This window comes from Peptostreptococcus russellii (assembly GCF_003012055.1).
Classification (GTDB): domain Bacteria; phylum Bacillota; class Clostridia; order Peptostreptococcales; family Peptostreptococcaceae; genus Peptostreptococcus; species Peptostreptococcus russellii.
The window spans coordinates 220,224-242,450 of the sequence record NZ_JYGE01000007.1 but is presented as its reverse complement, the minus strand read 5'-3'; the positions used below and the strand labels follow the sequence as shown (position 1 = coordinate 242,450).

The 22,227-nt window shown below is 29.9% G+C and carries 19 protein-coding genes; 5 read left to right on the top strand and 14 right to left on the bottom strand.

Annotated elements, in window-relative coordinates:
* Window positions 1-9: 9 nt before the first annotated feature.
* The 8 genes from UF10_RS08890 to UF10_RS08855 all read right to left on the bottom strand — a co-directional run bounded on the left by UF10_RS08890 (window position 10) and on the right by UF10_RS08855 (window position 7,316).
* Window positions 10-732, bottom strand: coding sequence for a YebC/PmpR family DNA-binding transcriptional regulator (locus tag UF10_RS08890; protein WP_106777443.1), 723 nt, complete (start codon window positions 730-732; stop codon window positions 10-12).
* Between the two features lie 343 nt (window positions 733-1,075).
* The gene (nadE, locus tag UF10_RS08885; RefSeq protein ID WP_106777442.1) at window positions 1,076-1,834 is read right to left on the bottom strand and encodes an NAD(+) synthase; all 759 of its coding nucleotides are present in this window, start codon (window positions 1,832-1,834) and stop codon (window positions 1,076-1,078) included.
* Between the two features lie 113 nt (window positions 1,835-1,947).
* Window positions 1,948-2,592, bottom strand: coding sequence for a YigZ family protein (locus UF10_RS08880; RefSeq protein ID WP_106777441.1), 645 nt, complete (start codon window positions 2,590-2,592; stop codon window positions 1,948-1,950).
* Between the two features lie 506 nt (window positions 2,593-3,098).
* Window positions 3,099-3,521 (bottom strand): NUDIX domain-containing protein, encoded by a 423-nt coding sequence (locus UF10_RS08875; RefSeq protein WP_106777440.1) that lies wholly within the window; start codon window positions 3,519-3,521, stop codon window positions 3,099-3,101.
* A gap of 50 nt (window positions 3,522-3,571) precedes the next feature.
* On the bottom strand, window positions 3,572-4,249 hold the full coding sequence (locus UF10_RS08870; protein ID WP_106777439.1) for a HEAT repeat domain-containing protein: 678 nt from the start codon (window positions 4,247-4,249) through the stop codon (window positions 3,572-3,574).
* 234 nt (window positions 4,250-4,483) lie between these two features.
* On the bottom strand, window positions 4,484-5,089 hold the full coding sequence (gene rpsD, locus UF10_RS08865) for a 30S ribosomal protein S4 (RefSeq protein ID WP_106777438.1): 606 nt from the start codon (window positions 5,087-5,089) through the stop codon (window positions 4,484-4,486).
* A gap of 378 nt (window positions 5,090-5,467) precedes the next feature.
* Window positions 5,468-7,012, bottom strand: a complete 1,545-nt coding sequence (cls, locus tag UF10_RS08860; RefSeq protein ID WP_242969091.1) for a cardiolipin synthase — start codon at window positions 7,010-7,012, stop codon at window positions 5,468-5,470.
* A 37-nt stretch (window positions 7,013-7,049) separates the two neighbouring features.
* A complete protein-coding gene (locus UF10_RS08855) occupies window positions 7,050-7,316 on the bottom strand; it encodes a cysteine-rich small domain-containing protein (protein ID WP_106777437.1) in 267 nt (88 codons plus the stop codon).
* A gap of 389 nt (window positions 7,317-7,705) precedes the next feature.
* On the opposite strand from UF10_RS08855, the gene hflX (UF10_RS08850) reads away from it, so the two are divergent.
* Both hflX (UF10_RS08850) and hflX (UF10_RS08845) read left to right on the top strand, forming a co-directional pair.
* Window positions 7,706-9,019, top strand: a complete 1,314-nt coding sequence (hflX, locus tag UF10_RS08850; RefSeq protein ID WP_106777436.1) for a GTPase HflX — start codon at window positions 7,706-7,708, stop codon at window positions 9,017-9,019.
* 31 nt (window positions 9,020-9,050) lie between these two features.
* Entirely contained in the window at window positions 9,051-10,343 is a 1,293-nt protein-coding gene (hflX, locus tag UF10_RS08845; protein WP_106777435.1) for a GTPase HflX, read from the top strand.
* A 276-nt stretch (window positions 10,344-10,619) separates the two neighbouring features.
* On the opposite strand, the gene UF10_RS08840 is transcribed toward hflX (UF10_RS08845), so the two are convergent.
* Complete coding sequence (locus UF10_RS08840) at window positions 10,620-11,150, bottom strand: DUF4364 family protein (RefSeq protein WP_106777434.1); 531 nt, start codon at window positions 11,148-11,150, stop codon at window positions 10,620-10,622.
* A gap of 352 nt (window positions 11,151-11,502) precedes the next feature.
* Between UF10_RS08840 and UF10_RS08835 the strand changes: the two genes are divergently transcribed.
* On the top strand, window positions 11,503-12,741 hold the full coding sequence (locus tag UF10_RS08835; RefSeq protein ID WP_106777433.1) for a D-alanyl-D-alanine carboxypeptidase family protein: 1,239 nt from the start codon (window positions 11,503-11,505) through the stop codon (window positions 12,739-12,741).
* A 193-nt stretch (window positions 12,742-12,934) separates the two neighbouring features.
* On the opposite strand, the gene UF10_RS08830 is transcribed toward UF10_RS08835, so the two are convergent.
* The 3 genes from UF10_RS08830 to UF10_RS08820 all read right to left on the bottom strand — a co-directional run bounded on the left by UF10_RS08830 (window position 12,935) and on the right by UF10_RS08820 (window position 17,461).
* Entirely contained in the window at window positions 12,935-13,543 is a 609-nt protein-coding gene (locus tag UF10_RS08830; RefSeq protein ID WP_106777432.1) for a hypothetical protein, read from the bottom strand.
* A 376-nt stretch (window positions 13,544-13,919) separates the two neighbouring features.
* A complete protein-coding gene (gene hcp / locus UF10_RS08825; RefSeq protein WP_106777431.1) occupies window positions 13,920-15,557 on the bottom strand; it encodes a hydroxylamine reductase in 1,638 nt (545 codons plus the stop codon).
* A gap of 494 nt (window positions 15,558-16,051) precedes the next feature.
* On the bottom strand, window positions 16,052-17,461 hold the full coding sequence (locus UF10_RS08820; RefSeq protein ID WP_106777430.1) for a bifunctional folylpolyglutamate synthase/dihydrofolate synthase: 1,410 nt from the start codon (window positions 17,459-17,461) through the stop codon (window positions 16,052-16,054).
* 1,265 nt (window positions 17,462-18,726) lie between these two features.
* Here UF10_RS08820 and UF10_RS08815 point away from each other — a divergent pair.
* Together UF10_RS08815 and UF10_RS08810 are read left to right on the top strand one after the other, a co-directional pair.
* The gene (locus tag UF10_RS08815) at window positions 18,727-19,353 is read left to right on the top strand and encodes a GntR family transcriptional regulator (protein WP_106777429.1); all 627 of its coding nucleotides are present in this window, start codon (window positions 18,727-18,729) and stop codon (window positions 19,351-19,353) included.
* A gap of 360 nt (window positions 19,354-19,713) precedes the next feature.
* Window positions 19,714-21,144: an aminoacyl-histidine dipeptidase gene (locus UF10_RS08810; RefSeq protein ID WP_106777428.1), complete on the top strand. Its 1,431-nt coding sequence runs from the start codon at window positions 19,714-19,716 to the stop codon at window positions 21,142-21,144.
* A gap of 116 nt (window positions 21,145-21,260) precedes the next feature.
* On the opposite strand, the gene UF10_RS08805 is transcribed toward UF10_RS08810, so the two are convergent.
* Together UF10_RS08805 and UF10_RS08800 are read right to left on the bottom strand one after the other, a co-directional pair.
* Window positions 21,261-21,458, bottom strand: a complete 198-nt coding sequence (locus UF10_RS08805) for a helix-turn-helix transcriptional regulator (protein WP_106777427.1) — start codon at window positions 21,456-21,458, stop codon at window positions 21,261-21,263.
* Window positions 21,458-21,997, bottom strand: coding sequence for a hypothetical protein (locus UF10_RS08800; RefSeq protein ID WP_106777426.1), 540 nt, complete (start codon window positions 21,995-21,997; stop codon window positions 21,458-21,460). Before UF10_RS08800 ends, UF10_RS08805 begins: the two co-directional genes overlap by 1 nt.
* Between the last annotated feature and the right edge of the window lie 230 nt (window positions 21,998-22,227).

Below are 22,227 nucleotides of genomic sequence, written 5' to 3'. Positions count from 1 at the left end.
TTTACAAAATTAAGCTTCTGGCATTTCCCAATTGTGATGAACATTCTGTACGTCGTCATCTTCTTCTAAAACGTCAAGAAGTTTTTCCATTGATTTTATTTGTCCTTCTTCATCTAAGGCAGTTGTAGTTTGAGGTATCAACTTAACATCAGCTACTACAAACTTGTATCCCTTTTCTTCTAGTCCGTCTCTTACATCATTGAAATCTTCTGGAGTTGTGATTACTTCAAAACCGTCTTCATCTGGTATAAAGTCTTCCGCACCTAGCTCTAGTGCAGCTTCCATAAGCGCCTCTTCTTCTGCACCTTCATTTGATATAAGTATCTGACCCTTTCTATCAAACATAAAAGCAACACAGCCCTGAGTTCCAAGGTTACCATTGTTCTTATCAAAGTAGTATCTTATATTACCAGCTGTTCTATTTTTATTGTCAGTAAGAGTATCAACTATTACTGCTACCCCACCTGGTCCATATCCTTCATATACTATTGACTCGTAATTCTCTCCTTCTCCTGCTCCAACACCCTTTTTGATAGCTCTATCAATGTTATCATTAGGCATATTATCAGACTTTGCCTTAGCTATAGCTGTTTTAAGTGTTGCATTGTATTCAGGATCTCCGCCACCTTCTCTTGCTGCTACTGTAATAGCTCTTGCGTGTTTTGTAAAGACATTTGCTCTTGCTGCATCCTGCTTACCTTTTCTTGCCTCAATATTGTGTATACGACCCATATTTTCACTCCTTATATTTTAATCATTTAGTGCCTTTGCACTGTTTCTTAAATATTTAATAATATATGTAGATTCTACATATTTATATAGACTATCTAAATAATTTTTTTCAAAATTAGTATCTAATCTCCATGTAACTCCATCTATGATGTCACAACAGTATATTTTATCATATATTTATTTATAAGTAAATATTCAAGAAATTCAGCAAAACTCTATTTCATACTTTAAAACTTCTTTAAAATAGTCACTTACCTAGATAGTATAAATCTATCTATAAATTTTATATGATCTATTAAATTAGACCTATCTAGCCTCTATTTTAAATCTTATTCTCTATAATTTACTTGAATATAGGAGGCTTTGGAACTGGGACTCTCTTATGTTCACTTACTCTATGAAGTCTTTCTATAATTTCTAAATCTTTCTCTGGAACATCTTCTCTATTTCCTGAAACTACCATATCTATGTAGTTGTATGTTGTTCCCATCTCATTTTCATCAGTCTGACCTTCCCATAGACCTGCTGAAGGTGCCTTATTGATTAAATCTTCATGTATACCTAGCTCTTTTGCCCATTCATATACTTCGCTCTTTGGAAGATTTGCTATAGGTAGCATATCTACTCCACCGTCTCCGTATTTTGTGAAATATCCTGTATACATTTCAGCTGCATTATCAGTTCCGGCTACTAGGTACCCCAGATTATTTGCTACTGCATATAAAGCTCCCATTCTTACTCTAGCTCTCAGATTTGCATCTGTCATTTTAAGTGCTTCTTCACTGTATATATTTTTTTCTTTCAACTGATCAGTTACTTGATCTAGTATTAATTTTTCTGGTTCATCTAATGTTAGTTCTAGATACTCTATATTACAGCCATCTATAACTTTCATTCCATCTTCTTTATCTTGTGGATTACTCTTAATATTCATTATTACTCCAACAGAGTTATCTGGAAAAGCTTCTTTTATCAAGTAGGCAACAACTGCAGAATCTATACCGCCAGATACGCCTACTGCTACACCCTTACAGTGAGCTTTTTCTACCATCTCCTTTATCCACTCTATAGTCTTGTCAATTTGTTCTCTTCTAGTCAACATCTAGTTTCCCCTTTTCTTAATTGTATTACTAAATTAATTTATTATCTATGTCAAATATTAAGACACGTCTATGCTTAGCATTATATCATAGTATTTGTGATTTGAACTATCTTCTATGCTAATATATTACCATCTAAAACAGATAAGTAAAATTCTTCCCCTTCTACTATTTCTGCATTTCCACTGCTAAATTCTGTTGCCAAAGATTTCAGATCCTCTATCCTCTCTTCTTCACAATACACTATTATTTTTACATTATCCGTATATTCTATGTCTTTGACAGTATAAGATCTATTAGCTAATTCATTTTGCATTTTCCCTAAAAGTGTATATTCTAAAGATATATCAATCTCTTTAAAAGGTCTTTTCTCAACTATTTTACCTGCTTCTAGGGCTATTTTCGCTCCCTTTGAGTATGCTCTAACTAGTCCACCTGCACCCAACTTTATACCACCAAAATATCTTGTAACTACTAGTACTACATTTCTTAGGTCTTCTTTTTTTATAAGCTCCAAACTTGGTATTCCAGCTGTTCCCTGAGGTTCACCATCATCACTATATCTTTGGATATTCATATTTTCTCCAATAGTATAAGCCCAGACATTATGAGTTGCATCCTTATACTTGGACTTCATCTCGTCTATAAATTCCCTCGCCTCTTCTTCGGTTTCTACTGGCTTTGCCTGACCTATAAAAAGCGATTTTTCTATTGTGAATTCATCTATACCATATTTATGGAGTGTTCTATATGCTTTCACAAATTCACCCCCATTTCTTTATTTATATCAACTTATTATTTATTATTGAATATATTTTACAATTATTATTTTACATTATATCTCTACAACTTTGCAACTTTATCACTAAGATTAATATACAGTATTTGGAGTTGATTCTTGAAAGTAGATTCTAGAATATATTTTTACTCTATATAACTTACTTTTTTATTACTTATAATCTAGCATTTTATTTTTTACAAGCTTAGTTTTTACTGCTTATAACTCAGATATTTCACTGTCTATAAGCAATATTTTACTTTTTATAAATATATTTTTGCTCTATATAGCTTACTTTCTTTGTCCTTTCTTTAATATCTTATAAATCCTTTAGTATATTAGCTACTTTATATCTTATTTTTTATATTAATATATTATTTTTTTATGTTCTTAGCTTCTTTATCTACTCTTAGTTTCTTTATTTTTCATAAAAAAACATGGTGCTAAAATAGCACCATGTATATAAATTTAATTCATATCTTCTTTAACTAACCCTGATCAGCTATCTTATAGTTTTTGTATTTTTTGTATGATACATCTACTAAAGACTTTTCTTTACTATGAGTTAGCATTTCTAAAGCCTCAGAAACCTTATAAAATCCGCCATCTAAAAATTCACCACTCATATCAGATAAGTCAGAATCTGATTCCATTACATACCACATGATAGCATTACAAACTCTCTGATTTCTACTTCTTGAAAAGAATTCATATATAGTATCACCTGCAATATCCAGTATCCTTGCATTAGATCCAGTCTCGAGTTTTACCCTTTGAATCGCACTCTCATGAGGAAGGCTGTCACCAACTATTTTCCCCTTGGGTAAAGTCCACTCACCTCTATCATTCTTAACTAATAAAACCTTATTTGCATAAAATACTACACCGCCAGAACAACGTCTTACTATCATTTAGAATCCCTCCATTTTCATAAATACTCTTCTCTGCGCACCTACGCGAGTTATTTGTTGATACTGAATTTTAAATAGAGTTTTTCAATAGAAGCTTCACAAGCTCTAATAACATACTCTTTCTCAAATCCAGCCTTGTTCTTAACAAGATTTTCAAGAATTCTTATACTTTCCCTACTACCGATGTTGCCAAGATATTTTGCACAATACTGCCTAACTTGAGGGTTTTGATCAGAAAGACCAAGCTCAAGAATGTGACTGCTATCCTCTGATCCAATCTTACCTATTGCTGAATAGGAAATTCTTCTCAGATTAGAGTGGGCTCTCTCTGTTAATGGATATATTATATTCAAAAACCTACTATCCTTCAACTCTCCAGCTGCCCAAACTAAAACCATCAAATCATCTACATTCTCCATAGTAAGAATAGCTTTATAGATTTTTCTCTTAAAATCAGTCAAAGACCCTTCTCCCAACTGATTTAAAAATACTAGCCTTTCTTCTTTAGCTAAAGATAAAAATAACTTCATAATATCCTTTTCCTCAGACTGGCTAACTCTATTGTGCTTTCTTATCGATAATTTTGCTTTTATCAAGTCATCATTTATATCCTCAATAGATTTATTTCTGATTCTTGATATTTGTGGAACTGTAAGAGACTTCTTATAAAGGAGATATGTAATAAAATAATCTTCAAGGCTATCTAAATTTTCCCATCCTATTACCATCTTTCCCCCCTACAACTATTGTCATAGCAAGCTTTTATTTAAAAGAAACTTGCTATATACAAAACCCATAAATAATTTTTTGAATTTTTGTACTTCTTATTCTTATTATATCACTTTATAAGTATAAAATCATCTTTTTTAGAGAAAAGTATAATTAAATAATAAAAAAACCACTGCAAAATTTGCAGTGGTTTATAATCTTCTTTAGTTCTAATTTTAAAATTAGAGTTTTTATTAAAGAGATGACTTAGAGTAGAATTCGACTACTAGTGCGTCATTTATTTCGATTGGCACTTCTTCTCTTTCAGGCATTCTTGTTAATACAGCTGAGAAGTTATCCTGATTCTTAGTTATATAAGAATGTTCATTTAAAGCTGCTGCTTCAAAGTTAGCCTTGAAAAGTTCATTAGTTCTGTACTTTTCTCTTAGAGATATTTCATCTCCAACGCTTACTATAAATGATGGTATATTAACTTTCTTTCCATTTACATGAATGTGTCCGTGTCCTACCATCTGTCTAGCCTGTCTTATTGAGTTAGCTAGTCCCATTCTGTATACTAGGTTGTCTAGTCTACATTCTAAAGTAGTAACAAGTGCTGTACCAGTAGGTCCCTGAGCCTTCTGAGCCTTTCTTACGTAGATTCTCATCTGCTTTTCGCCTACACCGTAGTAAGCTCTTAATCTCTGCTTTTCAAGTAACTGCTGTCCGTATGGTGAAAGCTTCTTATCGCTTCTTGCAGTTCCTCTTCCAGCTCTGTCCATAGCCTTTGGATGGCCACATACGTTTAGTCCTAGTCTTCTAGATAACTTGAACTTTGGTCCTCTTGTAATTGATGACATAATTTTTCTCCTTTTTAATTTAAAAATATTTTGTGGATGTACAATTTTGTACATTGTCCGCTTTAAGATGGATGTGTGAAGCAAACAACCCGTATAAACAATCTGTCAATTGATTTATACACATACCTTGCTTTACTACATTGTCCATTTAAAGGATTTTGTCATATTGGGTTTATACGACTGTTCTATTATACTATCTGTTTTTCGTTTTGTAAAGCCTTTTTTGTTTTTAATGGTTTTCTTCATATTTTTCTCTATGTATAATACTTGGCTTATTGCTATTAAGTACTAAATATAACTCAATCTCTCTTGTTTTTAACCCTTAAAATTTTTCTAGTTTTCACCATTTTCGCTATTTAAAATTATCAATTTATAAGTCTATAAAAGTGGTGCAAAGAATCTAAGTAGACATTGAATAACTCTCTTTGTTAGACTTCTTTTGTCATTTAGATAATCATTAGTTACTTCCTCACTTTCAGAAAGTACCTCATCAAAGTCTTCCTTAATTTTAAATATTTCTCCCATATTATACATAAGTACTCCATTTTCAAAATGAAGATACAAACTTCTATAATCCATATTTATTGTTCCTACTACTGCAACACTATCATCACATACATACTGCTTTGCATGCATAAAACCAGGAGTATATTCATATATTTTTACTCCACCTCTTGCTAAAGCATTGTAATATGATCTAGTCATCTTGTATATTAGCTTCTTGTCTGGGATTCCAGGTGTAATAATCCTAACATCAACACCTCTCTTGGCAGCAAGTACCAATTCATCATTTGTAGCATCATCTATTAGCAAGTATGGTGTCATTATATAAAGATATTTTTTAGCATTTTTTGCCATATTTAAATATACGTTTTCTGCTAGCAACTCTTCTTTTAGAGGATTTTCTCCATAGGGTTGTACAACTCCCCCGTTTTCTGAGTAGCTTTCATCTGCTAGATTTATATAATCTTTTATATCTTCTTTTTCCATGTAGCTAGGTTCAATAGCATACCACATCTTTAAAAACATTACAGTAAAGCTGTCGGTAGCTCTACCCCTAATCATTACTCCTGTGTCTTTCCAATATCCATATGGACTGCCTATATTAAAGTATCTATCAGCTATATTATATCCACCTGTAAATGCAACTTTACCATCTATGACAGTTATTTTTCTATGATCTCTATTGTTCATAAAAACATTTAACAAGGGAAGCATTGGGTTAAACACTAAGCATTTAATTCCCTTTTCAGCAAGTCTCTTACGAAAGCTTTTACCTATAAATCCTATACTACCTATATCATCATATAATATTCTTACATCTACGCCTTCTTTTACTTTTTCTTCAAGTATATCCTCTATATCTCTAAAAGATACCGAATCTTCTATTGCATGATACTCCATAAATATAAAACTTTTTGCTTTTTTCAATTCTCTTTTTTGAGCTTCTATACCTATATCTGCATCCTTATGATACTCTATTTGACAGCCTTTGTAAGCAGGATAGCCTCCTACTTTTGATATATAATAGCTCTGCCCATACAAACCCAGATCTTCCTTGGATATTTCATCAAGTAGTTCATTATCAGATTCTAAGTTATTGCCTATTTTACCAACTATATTTCTAAATTTCCTTTTGGTAAAGTATAAAGATGCATCTCCTTGGAATAATATATAAAGAATTAATCCAGCTACTGGGAATACCAGTAATAAAACCATCCAAGGGATTTTTATATCTGATTTCGTATGTCTTCCGTATATTCTAAGAACTACAAGTATTGCTATTGCCTTAGTTATACCTGCAGTAATAGGATAGTAGTCTTGTATCTTATATACCTGAAACATAATCCAAACTATTTGAAGTACAAAACCAAGGGCGGCTATTGCAGCACGTCCAATGCTATTTTTGCTTCTTTCTTCCAAATACAATCACTCCTTTTCTACTGTCTAATCTAACACTTTATTCTTTATTCTGTCTAGCTATTTTGGATATTTCACCAAATTTTTCGACAATATATTCATAATTCTCTTTTTTGTGCGGAAGGATACAGCCTGTACAGTCTTTTATTCCTCTATCATTGTACCTGAAGTTCCCTCCACATTTATTTCCCAAAGCATACAAGGGGCAATAGCAAAACAAACAATTGAAACTCTCTGTATCTTTTACTTTGTGACATGGAAAATACTCACATTCTTTATGACTAAAAAACTTATAATTATCACTCATACAAGCACTCCTTTCATTTCTTTGTTAAAAAATACTCCATAACTTTAACTTCATTACTTATATCAAAGTTTCTATTTTTAATAAATTAAATAATCACTTTATAATAAATATATTTTTTAGTAAAAAAGCTCTGTTTTCTTTAAAAACAATTTCATTATGTTATTTTTATCATTTTATTATACCATACAAATCCGGCTATAAAAAGCTTCTGTCTTACTGACTTTAGATTATTATTTGTCAAAGTATGTTTATTTAATTGCTAATAAAAATATTAAAAATATGGTATAATTATAGTATAAAGAAAGTAAAGAATATTTAGGAAAGGAGATATTCTATATTAAGATAGGTGTAGGTTTTATCTTGATAATAAGAATAAATTTTAAAATTTAATGAGTGATTTGAATATTAATAATGAAGATCTTATGAATCTTCAAGAAAAAGCACTCTGTGTAGGTCTTAACCTTACATCATCAAACAGAGACACTGAAGGAATATCTATAGAGGAATCTATGGATGAATTAAAAGAGCTTGTCAGAGCTGCTGGTGCTCAAGTTGTGGGTGAAATAGTACAAAACCGTTCATCTGTAGATACTGCTACCTATCTGGGTAGTGGTAAAATTGATGAAATAAAAAACTACGCCGAGGGATTAGACGCTTCGATGGTCGTATTTAACGATGAACTATCTGGAGCTCAAATAAAAAACATAGAGAATATTGTCGGTAAGAAAATAATCGATAGAACAACTTTAATTCTAGATATATTTGCGCAAAGAGCTAGAAGTAAGGAAGGTAAGCTACAAGTAGAGCTTGCTCAACTGAAATATAGACTCCCTAGATTGTACGGTATGGGAGGGCAAATGAGTAAAACTGGAGCTGGTATAGGTACAAGAGGTCCAGGTGAACAAAAACTAGAAAAAGACAAAAGACATATTTTAAGCCGTGCAAACAATATAAGAAAAGAATTAAAAGAAGTTGCCAAAAATAGAGATGTACAAAGAGCACAAAGACAAAAAAATAAGATTCCAATAGTAGCCTTGGTAGGATATACAAATGCTGGTAAGTCTACTTTGCTAAATGAACTGATAAAAACTCATCCTGACTATGAATATGAGAAGGAAGTTTTCGTTAAGGATATGCTTTTTGCAACACTTGATGTAACTCTAAGAAAGGCCCTACTTCCAAATAAAAGAGAATTCTTGATAGTTGATACTGTTGGTTTTGTTAGTAAACTACCTCACGATTTAATAGAAGCCTTTAAGGCAACTTTAGAAGAGGTTCAATATGCTGATTTAATAATTCACGTTATTGATGCTACTAACGAAAGCTCTGATATTCAGAAACTGACAACTGAAAGCGTTTTAAAAGACCTGAATTCAGATGATAAAAAGACAATTACAGTATACAATAAAATCGATCAGTTAAACTTAGATGTCTATCCAAAGAATCAAGATGACCTTGTATATGTTTCCGCAAAAAAAGGAATCAATATGGACAAGCTAGTCAATCAAATTCAAAACTTTCTTATGGAAGACAGCTATGAAGTCAACCTATTAATACCTTTTGATAAGGGAGATATATTTAGTGCTATTAAGGATAAATATCCTATCGATACATTTGAATATACAGACCAAGGAATTGATTTGGTCGTATCTCTTGATGAAGTTGACTACAATATATATAAAAAATACATTAAAGAAATTTAGTATAGGTGTACAGTTTATTTAGGAGGTTAATATGGAAGGACTAATAATATCAAATAAAAATGTAAATAGCTTTGATGAAATTGCAGTAACAATAGCCGTGGCTGAAGGGGAAATAATTCATGCTACAAGCGTTGAGGACTCTATGATAGAGCTAAAGGAACTTGTTCAAGCAGCAGGTGCTGAAGTAAAAGCTGAGATTACACTTCACCAAAAGATTGATGAGGACTATTATTTAGATAAAGAAGCTCTAGATTACTTAATGACTGAAATCAAAAATCTAGATGTCAATATGTTAGTATTTATAGACGAACTAACAGGAATGCAGATTAAAAATCTTGAAGATTTAACTGGTAAAAAAATAGTTGATAGAACTATGCTTCTTCTTGATATATTATCAACTAGATCCAATAGAAGAGAAACTAAGCTTGAAATAGAAAAGGCACAGCTGAGATACCGTCTTACTAGACTTGAAGGTTTTCAGGGAATATATAAGTACGGTAATGGAATTTGTGTAAATAATCCTAATGGCAGAAGACTGCTTACAGATGAAGAAAAAATAAGAGAAAAGCTAGATTCACTAGAAGTTGAACTTGCTATTACTGTTAAAAATAGATTTGTACAAAGATCAAAAAAGGTTGGAAACGAACTTCCTTTAGTGGCTTTCATTGGCTATACAAATTCAGGCAAGTCTTCCATTATGAATAAACTTCTTGAGCTAGACCCTGATCATACAGAAGAAAGTGCTGTTATTGTAAAAGATAAGATGCTTTCTACCCTTGATATGTCTTTAAGAAAATCTACACTACCAAATGGCAAGGAATATTTGCTAGTTGATACTGTTGGATTTGTCAGCGACCTACCAGGTATTATGAGAGCTGCATTTAGATCTACATTTGAAGAACTAAGCTATGCAGACCTTATACTTACTGTATATGATGCCAGTTCATATGATTTGGATATTCAAAAAAATATTATGGACTACACTATGCAAAGAATCGGAATTACAAAAAAGAAAAATATTAGTATACTAAATAAGGTAGATAAAATTGAAAATATTCCAGAAAGCACTGATGGAAAAATCTATGTTTCTGCAAAAACAGGATATAACTTTGATCACCTTATAAATGTTATTGAGCAAACTCTTTTTGAAAACGAAGAAGAAGTTACTCTTTTAATACCATATTCAAAATTTGATATATTCAATGAAATAAAGGAAAAGAAAGTAATTGAAATAGAAGACTTTACTTTAAATGATATCGGTGTAGAACTTAACATTGTTTTAAACAATGATGAATTTGAAAAGTACAAAAATTTTATAAAGTAATCTAAGATTATTTTTATAATCAAACTCAATATAAAATAAAAATGTGATGGTCAATTTGACCATCACATTTTTATTGGATAACACAGCAAATAGCGGTATAAGCAAGCCTGTTCATACCACAAAGTAAATAAATACTTCTCTATCAGCTCACTTTTAATCTATATTTAAGAATATAGTTTTATATCTTAATTTATAGTTGCTAGCTTATATTTTTAAAAAATTAGAACTATAATAGAATTTATTGCAACTAATTTTATAATATAGTATAACATAGTTTTAAGAGTTAAGTATATCTAATATCATGGAATATCTATCTTTATAAGAATAATTCCATTTTCTACACAACTCTTTTGCCTCTATCTCTGTATCTACATTTAGATTTAGAGTCATAATATTTTTACGCCCCTTTATAACAATTAAAGTGACTACATACGATGAATCCCCCTGAACAGAATAGCTAGACTGTCTCTTTATTACAGAAGAAAATATTTCATCGCTATTTTCTCTAAGATACTCATCTATCTTTTCCCTAAAAAACTCTGGTATTCTATTTTGGAAGTATATAAGTACCTCTAGTCCACTCTGAGTTATTGCATAGAGCGTTGTATCATTTTTATTATATCTCATTATAAATTTTGACTCTATCATCTTTGGTAGCAATACCATAAGAGTAAAATAATTCATTACATCTGTTTCCAATATTATCTGTGTAAGTTGTGAATCTGTAACATCTTCTTCTAGATTGTTTAAAGTGTATAACACAACTAGTTTTTCAAGTATCAAATCATCTGTACTATTTTGAAACATATCTTTCTCCTATCTATACTATAAGCAATGTATCTTCCCCAACACAAAGTGAGAAATTTTATATTCTAATAATAATTTTAGATGAAATTTGCAAATATGTCAAAGTTTTTAAAATTATTTTTTGATATAATATATCTTTTTCATACATATTTATGACAAATAGATTATTTTTCACTTATAAACATTAACAAATTATAACAATAACGCAAAATAAATTGAAGTTTTATAAATAAGTGCTAAAATAAGAGTGGACGTTGAGAAAAATTAAAATTAAATATGCACTTAAAATATGAACTACTAGGATAATTTTAATTTAAAATTTTAATATATTATATTTAAGGAGTTATTTGCGATGATTATTAAATTTATAAAAAAGGTAACTGCTATAGGGCTTTCCATAGTTATGCTCTTGCCAAATGTGGCATTTGGAGCTTCCCAAAGATTTAGTGATGGATTTTCTAAGTCTTCTATTATTTCTGATTTTGATACAGGAAGAGTTATCTATGAGAAAAACCCTGATGAAAAATCAGCTATGGCAAGTATGACAAAGATTATGACCCTGCTTTTAACATTTGATGCTATAAAAGAAAAAAAGGTTAGCCCAAATGATGTAGTCACTATCGAAGAAAGTGATGTGAACAGAGAAGGTACAAATATAAAGCTAGAAAAAGGCGAAAAAATAACATTAAAAAAACTAATGGATGGTATGATGATCGTCTCTGCAAATGATGCAGCTCTTGCCATAGCCCGCCACGTTGGAGGAAGCTATGAAAAGTTCAATGAGATGATGAATAATAAGGCAAAGGAAATTGGAATGAAAAATACTACTTTCTACAATCCTAATGGCCTACCATATAAAATAAATGCTGACGGTAGTTCTACAGAAAACACTACTACAGCTAGAGATGTTTTAACTCTTTCTAAATGGATGTATGCTCACTATCCAAAAGAGCTAACAGAAATTACCAATCAAGAAAAATTAGTAGATAGTAAAAAACAGATTGATGAGAAAAATACAAATCCTCTGCTACCTTTAATCAAAAATGTTGATGGCTTGAAAACTGGCTTTACAAGTAAGGCTGGCTACTGTCTTGCCTATTCTATGAAGACTGATAAAGGAGATGGAAATGACGACTCTAATAGGCTTCTAGGTGTAACTATGGGAGCTGGTACAGAAAGAGATAGACAAAGCTCAGCTTATAATTCACTTGTCTTTATTAATCAATATTATAAGACTAAAATTCTTTATGAAAAGGACAAGGAAATTACTACTACAAACTTAAATGATTCTGATAGACTGAATGCAAAGGTCTTTGCAAAGAAAGATGTAAAAACTTTGAAGAGGGTGGATGAAAACTTTAAGGAAAAAATAAATTATAAAAAAATAAGTATAAAAGATGCTAAGAAAAAGCCAATTGGAGAGTTAGTTGTTACAGACAAGTATGATAATATTGTTACAAAATCTGATATATATATGAATGTCTCAGATTTGTCCTTTACTTCTAAGATCAGATTATACTTTGGAGCATTAAAAAATCAAATCAAGGGTGTAAACTCTACAGGAGAATATCCAGTATTTACACTTAAATAGCAATTTAAATCAAAAGAGCTATTGGCATATGCCAATAGCTCTTTCAAATTAGATGATCTATAATAAAAATCTTATAATAATTAGGAAGTATTATAAGATTAAATTACTACTTTAAACTTTGAAAGACTATCAATCCCCCCTAAACTTATTAATAGAAACTCAAATCTAAGTAGCAATATTAAATATTACAAATCTATCTTCTAGCAAGCACAAATATTGTATCGTCTAATGTGCTAAACTTTATATCCGTTTTTTCTAATAAACCATATATAAAACTTCTTCTTAGAGGAATATAATACTTATTAAAATCTACATCTAAGTAAGTCCAATACTTCTGTGTAGTTGGTCTATTTCTTGTCCAAACTACCTCATCAAAGCTCTCACTCATTATCTTATTGAACTCTTCTGTAACTCCTCCATCTAATAGTAGATTTCTAATTACATAATACATATATATCACTGGACGGTTCTCATATTCCACATTTATTTCTTGCCCTAATTTGTATAATTCCTCTTTTAGATGATCTAACAAGCCCTCATCTTCTCCAACTACTCTCTTTACTGAATAGGCAAATCTATTTTCAACCTTGCCTAGTGTCTTTTCCCACCACTTTACATCACCATCGTGAGTTATTGCTATGCTACAGTCTTCTATTTTTCCATATTTTTCGTCAAGTATTTCTCCTAAATTCATATCTGGCAGCTGCTCATTTGCCACCTTTACTACTGCTTGAACAAACTGCTCCTGTTGAAGTATTCTTCTATAACTTTTTTTAAATTCATTATTATTTTTCTCGATCATATAATCTACACCCCTATATCTCAATATTTCAAACTGCACTTTTATCTATATCAGTTTGTACGCGATAATATCTTCACAATTTTTATATTCTTACACTTTACTATTGAAGTCATTCTACCTTAAAAAATTAATTTATATATTATAATACCCTTTTCTATAAATATCCTATGTATTTATTTTTTGTAATTAACATTGTATGTGAAAACATTTTCTCTACTTCTTTCTATTATACAATAATTAACAATATTTTTATAGTCTTTTATCGAATGTTTTCAAAACTTTTTCACTATTCTTTTTTTTACTTTATTTTATTAACAAAGAAAGGCGACCAAAGGCCGCCTACTTTATTTTAAAATAAAATATTTTTATCAACTTGTTATTTTATTAATAATTCTATATCATCTTCTACTGTTCCAATTCCCGCTATACCAAAGTTTTCTACCAAAACATTTACTACATTTGGAGATAAAAATGCTGGAAGAGTTGGTCCAAGGTGAATATTTTTTACTCCTAAAGCTAGTAAAGCTAACAATACTATTACAGCCTTTTGTTCATACCAAGCTATATTGTAAACTATTGGAAGCTCATTTATGTCGTCTAATCCAAACACTTCCTGAAGCTTCATAGCAATTACTGCTAGAGAATATGAGTCATTACACTGTCCAGCATCCAATACTCTTGGAATTCCGCCTATATCTCCTAGATTCAATTTATTATACTTATATTTTGCACAACCTGCTGTAAGTATCACTGTGTCGTTTGGAAGTGCCTTTGCAAAGTCAGTATAGTAATTTCTGCTCTTATGTCTACCATCACATCCTGCCATTACAACGAACTTCTTAATATCTCCAGCCTTTACAGCCTCTACAATCTTGTCTGCTAGTGATATCACCTGATTATGAGCAAATCCACCAACTATACTTCCTTCTTCAATTTGAGTAGGAGGCTGACACTTTTTCGCATGTTCAATTATCTCAGTAAAGTCTTTTTCTCTTCCTGTTGATCCTTCTATATGCTTACATCCAGGGAATCCAGCTGATCCTGTAGTGTATATTTTATCCTTATAACTATCCTTTGGAGGAACTATACAGTTTGTAGTCATAAGTATAGGACCATTAAAACTTTCAAATTCTTCCTTCTGCTTCCACCAAGCATTTCCGTAATTACCTACTAGATTATCATACTTTTTAAGCTCTGGATAGTAATTTGCTGGCAACATCTCAGAGTGAGTATATACATCTACTCCAGTTCCCTTAGTTTGTTCTAGCAGCTGCTTTAAATCGCATAAGTCGTGACCTGATATCAATATTCCAGGATTATTTTTAACTCCTATATTTACTTCTGTTATTTCAGGATTTCCGTAAGTTGAAGTATTTGCATTGTCCAAAAGTTCCATTCCCTTAACACCTGCTGCACCAGTATCTAGTACAAGAGCTATTAGCTCATCTACACTTAATGCAAGAGTTGTTTTGTACATAGCTTCTTGTAAGAATATATCTACCTCTTCATTGTCAAATCCTAATACATTTGCATGCTTAGAATATGCTGATAATCCCTTTAATCCATATATTACTAGTTCTCTAAGACTTCTTACATCTTCATTTTCAGTTGCAAGAACTCCTACTTTTCTAGATTTTTCATCCATTTTTTCCAAATCTCTCTCATCCCAAAGAACAGCTTCTCCAAGGTTTTCCTTATTGTCAAGCTTTTCTAGTAAATCCTTTTTTATATCTAAAGTTTGATAGACTCTATTTACAAACACATCAAAGTCAAAGTTTGCATTTGTTATAGTTGTAAATAAATTTAGAGTGATGTGATGATTTATTTCCTTAGAAACTTCCTTACCCTCTGCTCTTAGCTTAGTTGTTACTTCTGAAAGTCCCTTTGTCGCATACATCAATAAATCCTGCATTCTAGCAACTTCTGAAGACTTTCCACATACTCCCTTTACTGTACATCCTGAATTTCCTGCTGTTTCCTGACATTGAAAACAAAACATATTTAATTCCTTCATAACTATTCTCCTCTTCTTTTTATATTTCTAGCCAAAATTTTTGACTAGTTGATTGCTATATTATGTTTTATATGTAAAATGTTGTTTTCTAAATTTTCCGCATATTCTTATAATATACCCTTTTTAAACCCATATAAACACAAGCAAGCATTTTTTATAAAGAATTCAACCAGTAATTATTGTCTTAACTTGTTTTCTTTATCTTAATTATTATTATATTCTAGATAAATAAAAAAGTCCGTTGCAGATGCAACGAACTTAATATTTTTGAAACTTTATTGGCTTATATTTTAGCTATAAAAAACCATAAATTTACTTACTAGTTCTGAGAACCATATATATATTTTTTTTCAATAGCTTTATCAAAGCAGTATCTATATATAGTTTTCTAATAATTATTTAATATGTGTTTATTTGTATAAAGTTTCTTATATATTTTTATAAAACTTCTTATTTATTTTTATAAAATTTCTTATTTATTTTTATAAAACTTCTTATTTGTTTTTTATAAAGCTTCTTATATGACCTACTAGATAGAGTGAACCTGCCGCAAATATTGCTTTTTTCTTTGACAAAGTATTTTTTGAATCTTTAAGGGTAGCCTTACTTCCCTTTTTCTTCTTTGATTTTGACTTTATATTTGTCTTTGATTCTTTATCCAACTCTTTTACAGTGTCCAGTGCGTACTCAACAGCAGAGTCAACATCTTCTATACAGACTATATCCTCACTGTACATTCCTACTCTATAGGCAAGCTCATCTACCTTCATTGCCCTTGGGTTATCAGGCAAAGTTATAATAATTCTATCAAACTTTGGAATTAAAATCTTTACTATTGCATCTACTTCTTTATCAGCCAATACACCTAGTATAAGAGTCTTATCCCACTCATCACTAAATAATCTATCTATCTCATTGGCTAAAAGTTGAGCAGCTTCTACATTATGTGCACCATCTATAATAAATATTGGCTTCTCAGAAATAAGCTCTAGTCTGCCTGCCCATCTACTGTTTAATAATCCCTTTTTCAAAGATTCTTCCGTAATGTTGGTAAATATATTATTTTCTCTAAGATATGATATTGTATTTATGGCCAAAACAGCATTTCTTATTTGATGCTCACCTATCATTCTTATTTTTATATCTTCAAATCTATTACCTAGATAATCAGTAAAGCTAAATACTTGATTATTCAAATTTGACTTCTTTATATCTATATTAACATTATCAGTAACTATGAGCTTTGCATTTCTTTCTTTTGATATATCCTCAATCACTTTTTCAACATTTTTTTCTTGACCATCTTGACCATATAGTATCACTTGACCATCTTCTTTTATAATTCCTGCCTTTTCAAAGGCGATTTTTTCTACTGTATCTCCTAATATGCCTATATGATCCTTACTTATAGATGCTATAACGCTTACAAGTGAGTTATCTATTACATTTGTGGCATCAAATCTTCCTCCAAGGCCTACCTCTAATACTAGGGCATCTACCTTTTCTCTATTATAGAAATAAAAAGCTGTAGCAGTAACAATTTCAAATTCTGTTGGGTGATTGTGTCCATCAGCTATCATCTCTTCTACCTTTTCTCTTACATCTGTGACACACTGAGCAAGATCCTCGTCTTTTATTTCTTCTCCATTGATTCTAATTCTCTCATTAAAATTCTCTAAAAAAGGTGATGTATAAAGTCCAGTTTTATATCCACTTTCCACTAATACACTTGATATAAAAGATGCAGTTGACCCCTTACCATTTGTACCTGCTATATGAATAATATTAAGATTATCCTGAGGATTATCTAGCCTTCTCAATAACTCTCTAATACTATCCAAGCCCAAAATCATTCCAAATCTATCCACACCGTGTATGTAATCTATTGCTTCTATATAATTCATTTTAAAACAGATAAAATCTGTGCTCCCTTCGATTTATTTACACTTACTATTATACATATAATCTATAATTTTTAAAGTTTATTATTTTTTATATTTATCCCTTCTTATGCAACTGCCCGATTTATATATTATTTTTTGCTTTTTCACTTTTTTATTTATCTTCTTTTTTCTTTTGCTAATTATTGTACTTTTATTAGTAATTTGCCTAGCAAATCTATTTGTTTTTATTACTCTTCTTTTTATTAGTACTTTATTGCTATTTTTATAATTCTTCTTTATATTTACCTTCTTTTTTCTCTTACTAGTAATTGGACTTTTGCTGATATTTACCTACTAAGTCTATTTTTATTACTACTTTTTTATTACTACTTTTTTATTACTACTTTTTTATTACTACTTTTTTATTACTACTTTTTTATTACTACTTTTTTATTACTACTTTTTTATTACTACTTTTTTATGTGTTTTTATTATTTTTTTAGTGTTTTTATTATTTTTTTAGTGTTTTTATTATTTTTTTAAGTATTTTTACTACAGTTTATATTTTTACTTTTTTTTATTATTTTTTATATATTTTTACTACTGTTTATGTTTTTTCTTTTTTATATTTTTATTAATAGATATATTTTATAGCTTCATTTTACTTATATTGAAAAATCTATATATCTTTCAATAGGTATTTTTCCCCTTAAAAAGTAGATCCTTCTTTGCATTTTATTTTTATTTCTGAATGCTTTTTATGAATTTATTTAATAAATAATTTTAAATGTAATAAGCTTAATCTAATATTACAGATAATTGAATGCTTTTTTATTATTATTTCATTCTTGTATTGTATTTTAGTGAAAAACTGGGTATAATCATACTGTTGGATATAATATTTTAATTTAAATTGAATAACTTTTAAAGTTTTTTTATTGTATATAAATACATATAAAGTAATATTATTATTTTATAATCGTATTAAGTGTCTATAGTTTGTATATTATTACTGATATTCTAAAATGTTGCTATAATTTTTTAGGCTAATTTTTTTAGATTTTTATTCAATAGATACTCTCATATATTATTAGATATTTATAAATAGCTTTATATATATGATTTTATAAAAAAACTTTAATAGTTTATTTAAAATAAAAGTAGACTTTTAATGCACTATGATAATGATTATACATATAATTTGAATTTTTCACTCAATAAACTTAGTGCTTAGCTAAAAATATATTTAAATATTTTCATTGACATTGTAATTGTAGGAGGTAAAAATGAAAAAGATTGATATTTACGAAGAATTAAAAAAAAGAATAGTTAGAAATGAATATAAGCCTGGAGATGTTTTAAATGAGATAGAGATTTCTAAAGAATTTAACATTAGTAGAACTCCTGTAAGAAGTGCATTCCAAAGATTAGAAATGGATAAGCTTCTAAATATTGTTCCTAGATATGGTGTTCAGGTATCTTTTATAGATTTTACAAATATGAAGGCTCTATTTGAGTTGACAAGTGTACTTGATCCTATGGCAACAAGATTAGCTGTAAAAAATATTACACCTAAAAATCTTGAAAGATTAAAGGAAGTAACAGATGAGTTGGAAACATTCTGTGCTGCAGACAACTATCAAAAGGCAATAGATCTTGATGAAGAATTCCATTCTATTATAATGGATGCCTGTGGAAACTCTTGGCTAACATCAACTCTTCAGTCTCTTCATCTTCATACTGAAAGACTGTGGCACTATTGTAATGAATACTTTACAGATATGAGTATCTTTACAAAAAGATTTAATGGAATTATAACAGCCATTGAAAATCAAGACGAATCTGCTGCTGAACAAAGTTCTCTACAACATATAAATGATTTCGTTTCAAAGGTAAAGGAAGCGTTATTCTAAGTTGTATGTTTATAAACATACATTTTATAGAATTAAGAAAAAATCTAAGAATATTTAAAATAGTTTTAACAATAAACACTCATAATTTTTTATTTTTTTATTTGTATAGATTTATTCTTTTCTTTTTTTTGTAAATATATAATATAAATCAATATTATTTTTATATAGCATTTTATAAAAAAGATGCAATTAAAATAATAATAAATTAATTCAATATTATTGTAATTTTTGCACAAATATTGTATGATAAATAAGGGACAAAGTATATTTTGATCCTTATTTATAAAATAAAGCCTTAATTTTTTTGGCTATACAGTATTAAGATTTTTTTAATCTTATTTATTTTAGGAGGTTTGGAAAATGAACAATATTAGCAATCTTGAACCTAAGGAAGTTTTTAAGTGGTTTTATGAAATAAACCAGCACCCAAGAAGTTCAGGAAATGAAAAAGAAGTAAGTGATTTCTTAGTTAAATTTGCAAAAGATAGAGGGCTTGAAGTTTATCAGGATGATATCTTAAATGTAATAATAAAGAAGCCAGGTACTCCAGGATATGAAAACTCTGAAACTTTAATAATTCAGGGGCATATGGATATGGTTTGTGTAAAGACTGATGATTCTGATCACAACTTTGACACAGATCCTATAGAAATGGTAGTTAACGGCGACATAATGACAGCTAACAACACTACACTAGGTGGAGATGACGGTATTGCAGTTGCTTACGGACTAGCGATATTAGACGCTGACGATATTCCACATCCTCCACTAGAATTATTGGTTACAACAAACGAAGAAACTGGTATGGATGGCGCTATGGCTCTAACTGCTGAACACCTTACTGGTACACGTTTATTAAACATTGATACTGAAGAAGAGAAGGAATTTTTGGTAAGCTGTTCAGGTGGTTCTAACATTGATATGACTTTCGATGTAAAGAGAGAATCTGCTAGTGGAAAAGCTTATGAAATAGTTGTTTCTGGTCTTAAGGGCGGTCACTCAGGTGGAGAAATACACAAGCAAAGAGCAAATGCTATAAAGATGGCTACAAGAATATTAAATGCTATAAAAAATGATGTAGTACTAGCTTCTATAGAAGGTGGAATCAAGCATAATGCTGTTCCTAGCTATGCAAAGGCTGTATTCTTTACTGATGATTTTACAAAAATAGAAGAAACTATCAATTCTATGATTGCTGACTTAAAGGAAGAATATAGAGTTGAAGATCCAGGTCTTACAATAGCTGTAAAGGAAACTGAAGCAAAGGATGCTTATGAAAAGAATTTAAGTAATGATATTATAGAATTCTTAATGGCTCTTCCTGATGGAGTTCAGTATATGAGTAAGGATATAGAAAACCTTGTTCAGACATCTCTAAATAACGCTATAATAGCAGAAGAAGATGGAAAGCTTAAGCTTATAACTTCTGTTCGTTCTGCTTCTACTAGCTCTCTAAGAGAAATATTAGATCAGCTTGCTATAATAGCAAACAGATTTGGTGCTACTTCTAGAGAATATGCAGCTTATCCAGCTTGGCAGTATGAAGCTGATTCAAAGTTAAGAGATATTGCTATTGAAACTTTTGTTAAGCAGTACGGTGAAGAACCTAAGGTTCATTCAATACATGCAGGACTTGAATGTGGACTATTAAAGGGTATACTTCCAAACACTGATATGTTAAGTTACGGACCTCAGATAAGAGATGCTCATACTCCTAAGGAAAATATGAGTATATCATCTGTTCAAAGAGTTTGGGAATTTACAAAGAGCTTACTTGCTAACTTAAAGTAATAAAGTAATAAAATAATATAGTTATAAACAAAATGGTTGCCAATTTATTGGCAACCCTTTTTAAATAATCTTATTTAACTTTATTTAAAATTGCATCTTAATATATTCACTCTATACTAACTTTCTATCCAAAATAGTTCATCAAGAGTCTTATCCAAAACTTTACATATAGATACACAAAGATTGATTGTAGGATTATAATCGCCCTTTTCTATGGCAATAATTGTCTGTCTAGATACTCCTACCAAGTCTGCTAGCTCTTTTTGAGATAAATCTTTAGCCGCTCTAGCCGATTTCATCTTTAGATTTTTCACTAATCTTCATCCTCTCTCTTAGATAGTTGATCATCAATTTTTGCTCTAAAATTAACTGCAAACATAACAACTAGTAACATCAATACAACAAATATATTTATTGACTTTATTGTCAGCATACCATTTACAACTAATCCACCTGAAAATACCATAAGTATCGCACAAATAATATTTATTACTGTTGCAATGACCAATACTCTTATATACTTTTTTCTATTCATAGATATATAAAAATATGCATCAAATACAATTGTATACACTGCAAAAACACAAGAACCTACAATTATAATTATTAATGAATAGACCCACTTATCTAAAAAAGCTCTTCCAACTAAAAATTCTGCAAAAAGTAATAATAAAATACTAATTACCATCGACTTAAATCCGTGCTTATATGCTCTACCTCTGATTAATTCCTGACGTTCATCATATTTTTTAACTTCTCCCTTTGAGAATTTCTTTTTATAGATTAGACCTAGGACTGTAACTATCAATACCCCTAAAAAGATTCCCATATTAAAAGCATTATTATGTTCCATACTATACCTCCGCTTATTATAGTAATTAATTTAAGTATATTTTTACTTAATACTCAAATCTATATTCTATATAGTAATTTATAATCGTCTCTTTGTCAAGTATATATTACATTTTTATATTTTTAATTATTAATATAAATTCTTATATTCTTTACATAGTTTATAAAGCTACTTGAAAGTAACTATAAAATATCTAGTCTTTATATTTTAAAATTAAAAAAGCACCGCCA